The sequence below is a fragment of the Streptomyces sp. 15-116A genome, from assembly GCF_025290915.1.
Taxonomy (GTDB): domain Bacteria; phylum Actinomycetota; class Actinomycetes; order Streptomycetales; family Streptomycetaceae; genus Streptomyces.
This window is the reverse complement of record NZ_JAOCQE010000446.1, coordinates 1-3,233: the sequence shown is the minus strand read 5'-3', so window position 1 is coordinate 3,233 and position 3,233 is coordinate 1. Positions and strand designations below refer to the sequence as shown.

Sequence of the window (3,233 nt, the reverse complement as noted above, 5' to 3'; positions counted from 1 at the left end):
ACCCGTCACCAGATCCGCCGACCGCGGCAGGGCGAGCGCGACCACACTCTCCGGCCCCACCCCACGACCCACCAGCTCACGCGCCAGCCGATTCGCCCGCGCGTTCAGCTCACCGTAGGAGAACTCCGTCCCCTCACACACCACCGCCACCGCGTCCGGGTCCCGGACGACCTGCCGCTCGAACAAGCCCGGCACCGTCACCGCCGGGACCGGTACCGCCGTGGCGTTGTGGCCGCTCAGGACCAGTTCCCGTTCGGCCGCCGAGAGCACGTCGACCTGCTTCACCGGCGCCGACGGGTCGGCGACCAGCCCGCGCAGGGCGCGAAGGAAGCGGTTCGCCAGCTCTTCGACCGTGGGCCGGTCGAACAGGTCGGTGGCGTACTCGATCAGGCCCTGGGCCTCGCGGCCGGCCTCGGTGGTGACCTCGGTGAGGTTGAGGAACAGGTCGAACTTGGCGGTGCCCGTGACCACCGGCACGAACTCCACGCGCAAGCCCGGGAGTTCCAGGTCGGCCTGGGCGAAGTTCTGCCAGGCGAACATGGTCTGGAACAGCGGGTGGTAGGCGGTGGAGCGGTCCGGGTTGAGGATCTCCACCAGCCGCTCGAACGGGGCGTCCTGGTTGGCGTAGGCGCCGAGCGCCTTCTCGCGCACCTGGGCGATCAGCTCGTCGAAGGTGGGGTTGCCGGCCAGTTCGGCGCGGAGCACCCAGGTGTTGACGAAGAAGCCGATCAGGCCGTCCACGGCGTCGTCGGTGCGGCCCGCGATCGGCGAGCCGATCGGGATGTCGTCGCCCGCGCCGAGCTGGTGCAGCAGGACCGCGAGCACCGACTGCATCACCATGGACACGGTCACGTCGCGGGTACGGGCCAACTCCTCGACGGCAGCCAGGAGTTCATGATCCACCAGGAACTCGATCATGTCGCCGTGGTGGCCGGCTCGCGGCGGACGCGGCCGGTCGGTGGGCAGCTGCAACGGCTGCGGGATGCCGGCCAGTTCCTTCTTCCAGTACGCGGACTGCTCGGCGAGCACCCCGTCCTCGTCGTCGGCCTCGCCGAGCAGCTCGCGCTGCCACAGGGCGTAGTCGGCGTACTGGACGGGCAGCTCGGGCAGGTCGGGCGTGCGGCCCTCGCGGCGGGCCGCGTAGGCGGCGGACACCTCGCGGATCAGCGGCGCCATCGACTCGCCGTCGCCGGCGATGTGGTGCAGCAGCAGCGACAGGACGTGCTCGCGCTCGCCGGTGCGCAGGATCCGGGCGCGCAGTGGGATCTCGCGGTCGAGCGCGAAGGTGTACCGGGCGCCTTCGGCGATCGCCTCCTCGAGCGCGCCTTCGGCGCCGCCGGTGAGGTCGACCACGGGCACGTCCAGGACGGCCTCGGCGGGCGGCAGGATCCGCTGGTACGGGACGCCGGCGGTGTCCTCCTCGTAGACGGTGCGCAGGCTCTCGTGCCGGGCCACCACGTCGTTCAGCGCGGCGGCCAGCGCGGGCGCGTCCAGCTCCCCGGTCAGCCTCAGGTTGAGCGGGATGTTGTACGTCGCCGAGGGGCCCTCGAACTTGTCGATGAACCACAAGCGGCGCTGCGCGAAGGACAGCGGCAGCCGCTCGGGCCTCTCCTCGACCCGGGTCAGCGGCGGCCGTACGGCGATGTCCGCCGAGAGGTGTCCGGCCAGTTCGGCCACCGTGGGCGCGGAGAACACCGTGCGGATGGGGATCTCCGCGCCGAGGACGGTGCGGATCCGGCTGATCAGGCGGGTGGCGAGCAGGGAGTGCCCGCCGAGGGCGAAGAAGTCGTCGTCGATGCCGACCTTCTCCACGCCGAGCACCTCGCCGAACAGGCCGGCCAGGGTCTCCTCGGCGGTCGTGCGCGGCGCGCGGTAGCCGCCGGTGGTGAACTCGGGCTCCGGCAGCGCGGCCCGGTCCAGTTTGCCGTTGGGCATCAGCGGCAGCCGGTCCAGGAGCATCAGGACCGCCGGGACCATGAACTCGGGCAGCTGGGCGGCGACCGTCTCGCGCAGCTCGGCGGTGTCCACGGTGTCCGGCGCGGCGGGCACCGCGTAGCCGACGAGCTGCCTGATGTCGCCCCGCTCGCGGACGACGACGGCGGCCTGGGCGATGCCGGGGTGCGCGGTGAGCGCGGCCTCGATCTCCGCGGGTTCGATGCGGAAGCCGCGGATCTTGACCTGGGTGTCCGCTCGGCCGACGTACTCCAGTTCGCCTTTGCTGTTCCAGCGGGCGAGGTCGCCGGTGCGGTACATGCGCGAGCCGGGCGGACCGTAGGGGTCGGCGAGGAACCGCTCGGCGGTCATGCCGGGGCGGCCCCGGTAGCCGCGCGCGATCTCGCCGCCGATGTACAGCTCGCCGGTGACACCCTCGGGTACCGGCTGCAGGGTGGGGCCGAGGACGTACGCCCGCATGTTGCCCAGCGGGGTGCCGACGGGGGCGATGCCGAGCGCCTCGGGGGTGCCGGAGGCGGTGAAGGAGGTGGCGTAGAAGGACTCGGTCTGGCCGTAGGCGTTGACGATCCGCACCCCGGGGAAGGCGGCACGGGCCCGGCGGACCAGCTCGGCCGGCAGCGCCTCGCCGGCGAACACCAGCACCTCGGGGCGGGTGGTGGCGGAGATCTGGTCGAGCAGCTCCGCGAAGGCCGACGGGACGGTGGAGATGATGTGCCCGTCCCAGCCGCCGCGTCCCGCCAGCTCCAGGACGTCGGCGACGATCTCGATCGTGCCGCCGTGGCAGAGGCTGGTGAACACCTCGAACACCGAGACGTCGAAGTTCACCGACGTGCTCGCCAGGGCCTTGCGGCCCGGCCCCGCATCGATCAGGCCGGCGAGGTGCGTGATGCCGTTGACGACACCCCGGTGCGTGATGGCCACGCCCTTCGGCACACCCGACGAACCCGACGTGTACATCACGTACGCCAGGTCGTCCGGGCGCAGCGTGCCGAGGCGTTCGGCGTCGGTGAGGTCGCCGAGTCCGGCGGGCGCGTCCTGCTCCACTCCGCCGAAGTCCGTCTCGTCGGTGAGGAGTACGGGAAGGTCGTGCTCGGGAAGCACCGGCGCGGTGTCCGTGTCGGTGAGCACCAGGACCGGCGCGGCCTCATCCAGAATGTGCGCCAGACGATGGCTCGGGTACTTCGGGTCCACCGGCAGATACGCGCCACCCGCCTTCAAAACCGCCAGCAGACCCGTCACCAGATCCGCCGACCGCGGCAGGGCGAGCGCGACCACACTCT

Annotated in this window: 1 protein-coding gene; it reads right to left on the bottom strand. The window is 72.0% G+C overall.

All coding sequences use genetic code 11. The annotated features are described in order from the left end of the window. A partial coding sequence (locus N4P33_RS34115) for an amino acid adenylation domain-containing protein (RefSeq protein WP_260830800.1) occupies window positions 1-3,233 on the bottom strand: 3,233 nt, incomplete at both ends.